The sequence below is a fragment of the Xenophilus sp. genome (genome assembly GCF_044462705.1).
In the GTDB taxonomy this organism is placed as follows: Bacteria; Pseudomonadota; Gammaproteobacteria; order Burkholderiales; family Burkholderiaceae_C; genus Xenophilus; species Xenophilus azovorans.
The window spans coordinates 1-3,575 of record NZ_JBIQNC010000068.1; the positions used below are offsets into that span (position 1 = coordinate 1).

The following is a 3,575-nucleotide window of genomic DNA, read 5'->3' on the forward strand; positions in this document are numbered from 1 at the left end:
TTGAGGTTCAACCCCTCGGTGTCGTGCAGGCGGTGGTTCTCGGCGACGAGCCGGTTGATCTCGCCGGCCAGGGAGGCCGCGTCGCGCTCGGCGGCATCAGCGGCGATGGACTGGACGAGGTCCTCCGAGGCGGCGGGCACCCAGGGACGGGCGAGCAGGGCGTGAGATGTGGCGGGCTTCATGGCAAGGTAACCCCTGACTGGCAAATGGCGTCTATGACCATTTTGTGCTCCGCATCTCCACCCTTGGAACCTCCATATTCACGCTTTTTGACGTTGAGCGGACGAAAGCTCGGATGAGTAAGACACACGACGGAGCATGGCGCCATATCGTTGCCATTGAAACGCACCTCGTGTCGAACCGGGCCGGCACGGTCGATCGCATTGAGGCTCGTCAATGACTTCCAATCAGAAAGACGCTCGGCCAGAGGGGCCAAAAAGCTCGGCACCCACTGTCCCAGCGTCAAGATCAGCCTTGGCCGCTGTGCTCGGAGTTGCAACTCAAGGAATGTGCGACACCTCTCGACGAATGTGGCATCTCTGGCGCCGGGAAATTTTCCCGTCGCCAAGTTCGCGTCGCGCAGGCCCATATACGCATTGGTAAAGAAGCATCGTTCAGGCGGAATACCGAATTCCTTCAACATGCCCAAGAGGTTTGTCCAACTTGGCACATGCGATTGCGGCTCACCGTCAGCGCCAATGACGACTTCGCCACCTCTCGCCAGCGTTTCTTTGAAGGCATTCAGCGAGTGGAAGTCATGCCCCAGGACCATCACACCCTCGGTGGGCATAGACGGCCACGGCCGACCAGGCGCGGTCGCCCAAAGCCCTGCTCCACCCGGAAAAAATGCCGTGCCAGGAATCCGTTCAGGCACCACAACGACTCCTGTGGGAAATGGCTGAACAGAGGTCAGTTCAGCGAATAGCATTTCGACAGGATGGCGCATAGGGTCCTCTGCATCGTTTGCGCCGGAACTGGAGAAAGCAGTTGCCGTGCGTCCCAAGCCGGCAGAGCTGAAGAACGGACTCAGGCGACCCGCTCCGCGATCAGCACCGCGAAGAAGCCCAGCGCCGCGAGCAGCGTCCACTTGAGCACCACCCAGCCGATGCGGCGATATTTCACCTGGCCGGTGGCGGCGTAGAAGGCGAAGCACACGCCCGCCACCAGCAGCAGGAGCAGGATGGCCCAGCGGAAGAGCAGCATGCGAAGGAGGCGGCCGGCAGCGCCCTACCAGGCGCGCGCTACCTCGGCAAAGCCGCGCGGCGCGGCGCGCTCGTCGTCGAAGGTGACGACGCGGTACGCCTCGGGCTGCGCCAGCAGCGCGCGCAGCAGCTTGTTGTTCAGCGCGTGGCCGGAGCGGAAGGCGCTGTAGGCCGCCAGCAGCGGCTTGCCGACGATGTACAGGTCGCCCATCGCGTCGAGGATCTTGTGTTTGACGAACTCGTCGTCGTAGCGCAGCCCGCCGGCATTGAGCACCTTGGTGTCGTCCATGACGATGGCGTTGTCCAGCCCGCCGCCCAGCGCCAGGCCCTTGCTGCGCATGTACTCCACCTCCTTGGTGAAGCCGAAGGTGCGCGCACGCGCGATGTCGCGGTTGTACTGGCCGCTGCCGAGGTCGAACTCGAAGCGCTGGCCGGTCGAGTTGACGACCTTGTGGTCGAAGTCGATCTCGAAGCTGAGCCTGAAGCCGTGGTACGGATCGAGCCGCGCCCACTTCTCGTTGGCGCCCTCGCCTTCGCGCACCTCCACCGGCGCCAGCACCTCGATGAAGCGGCGCGGCGCCTTCTGCAACTCGACGCCCGCGCTCTGCAGCAGGAACACGAACGAGGCGGCCGAGCCGTCGAGGATCGGCACCTCGTCGGCCGTGATGTCGATGTAGAGGTTGTCGATGCCGATGCCGGCGCAGGCCGACATGATGTGCTCCACCGTCTGCACCTTGGCGCCGCCGTTGGAGACGGTGGAGGCCAGCCGCGTGTCGGTCACCGCCTCCGCGTTCATCGGGATGTCGACCGGCTCCGGCAGGTCGACCCGTCGGAACACGATGCCCGTGTCCGCCGGCGCCGGCCGCAGCGTCAGCTCCACCCGCTGCCCGCTGTGCAGCCCCACGCCGACGGCGCGGGAGATGGACTTGAGCGTGCGTTGCTGGAGCATCCGGCCGATTTTAGGTGCCGGCCTCTCCTGGCGCGTCCTCAGCCTGTCTATGGCAGCGATAGTCAGCATGGGCAAGCCCAACGGGACCGACTGATGGGGCAGCAAGCGTAGCGAGCGGCCCGAGGTTGCGCCGAGGACCGCAGCCGTACTCGCGTACGGCGAGGACCGCAGGCGCAAGATCGGGCCGCGCAGTAGCTTGATGCCCCGTCAGTCAGCTTGGCGGCGGAGGAAGGCGGGGATCTCGAAGTCGTCCATGCCGCCGGCCGTCAGCGCATCGATCTTCGCGGCGGCGTTCGTGCGGTTGGTCCCCCACACGCGCGGCACCGTCAGCGGGTCGTACGCCGGCTGCTGCCCCATCCCCGTGCCCACGTTCGGCACGCCGAAGGGGATGTTGTCGGTGCCGGTGCGGATGACCTGCAGCTCGGGCTGGCCGCGGCCGGCGTTCTGGCGCGAAAGCCCGGTGGCCACCACCGTCACGCGCATCTCGTCGCCCAGGCGCTCGTCGTAGGCGGCGCCGTAGATGACGTGCGCGTCCGGCGAGGCGTACGCGCGGATGGTGTTCATCGCCAGCTTCGACTCCGACAGCTTCAGCGAGGCCTTCGACGCCGTCACCAGCACCAGCACGCCCTTGGCGCCGGACAGGTCGATGCCCTCCAGCAGCGGGCAGGCCACGGCCTGTTCGGAGGCGATGCGCGCGCGGTCGGGGCCGCTGGCCGAGGCAGTGCCCATCATGGCCTTGCCGGGCTCGCCCATCACCGTGCGCACGTCCTCGAAGTCGACGTTCACGTGGCCGTACTCGTTGATGATCTCGGCGATGCCGCCGACGGCGTTCTTCAGCACGTCGTTGGCGTGGCCGAAGGCCTCTTCCTGCGTCACGTCGTCGCCCAGCACGTCGAGCAGCTTCTCGTTCAGGATGACGATGAGCGAATCGACGTTCGCCTCCAGCTCGGCCAGGCCCTGCTCTGCGTTGGTCATGCGCTTGCCGCCTTCCCAGTCGAAGGGCTTGGTCACCACGCCGACGGTGAGGATGCCCATCTCCTTGGCCACGCGGGCGATCACCGGCGCCGCGCCGGTGCCGGTGCCGCCGCCCATGCCGGCGGTGATGAACAGCATGTGCGCGCCTTCGATGGCCTGGCGGATGTCGTCCACCGCCACCTCGGCCGACTCGCGGCCGATCTGGGGCTTGCTGCCGGCGCCGCGGCCGGTCAGGCCCAGCTGCAGGGACTTGTGCGAGTGGCCGCGGTTGAGCGCCTGGGCGTCGGTGTTGGCGCAGATGAACTCCACGCCCTGCACGCCGCGCTCGATCATGTGCGCGACGGCGTTGCCGCCACCGCCGCCGACACCGATCACCTTGATCTGCGTGCCCCGGTTGAACTCTTCGGTTTCGATCATTTCGATGGGCATCATGGACTCCTTGATTGCTT

General features: G+C 66.3%; 4 protein-coding genes and 1 pseudogene. All 5 read right to left on the reverse strand.

Translation table 11 applies throughout. The features are described from left to right. Positions 1-182, reverse strand: a pseudogene (locus tag ACIY1X_RS12210) (serine hydroxymethyltransferase); the annotation flags it as partial. Then, positions 179-946, reverse strand: coding sequence for a uracil-DNA glycosylase family protein (locus ACIY1X_RS12215; protein WP_399680826.1), 768 nt, complete (start codon positions 944-946; stop codon positions 179-181). The gene ACIY1X_RS12215 and the pseudogene ACIY1X_RS12210, both read right to left, overlap by 4 nt. Before the next feature lie 80 nt (positions 947-1,026). Then, on the reverse strand, positions 1,027-1,203 hold the full coding sequence (locus tag ACIY1X_RS12220; RefSeq protein WP_169748321.1) for a hypothetical protein: 177 nt from the start codon (positions 1,201-1,203) through the stop codon (positions 1,027-1,029). Positions 1,204-1,227: 24 nt separating this feature from the next. Then, a complete protein-coding gene (gene lpxC / locus ACIY1X_RS12225) occupies positions 1,228-2,151 on the reverse strand; it encodes a UDP-3-O-acyl-N-acetylglucosamine deacetylase (RefSeq protein ID WP_038211730.1) in 924 nt (307 codons plus the stop codon). A 207-nt stretch (positions 2,152-2,358) separates the two neighbouring features. Continuing rightward, positions 2,359-3,555, reverse strand: a complete 1,197-nt coding sequence (ftsZ, locus tag ACIY1X_RS12230) for a cell division protein FtsZ (protein ID WP_038211745.1) — start codon at positions 3,553-3,555, stop codon at positions 2,359-2,361. Positions 3,556-3,575: the final 20 nt, after the last annotated feature.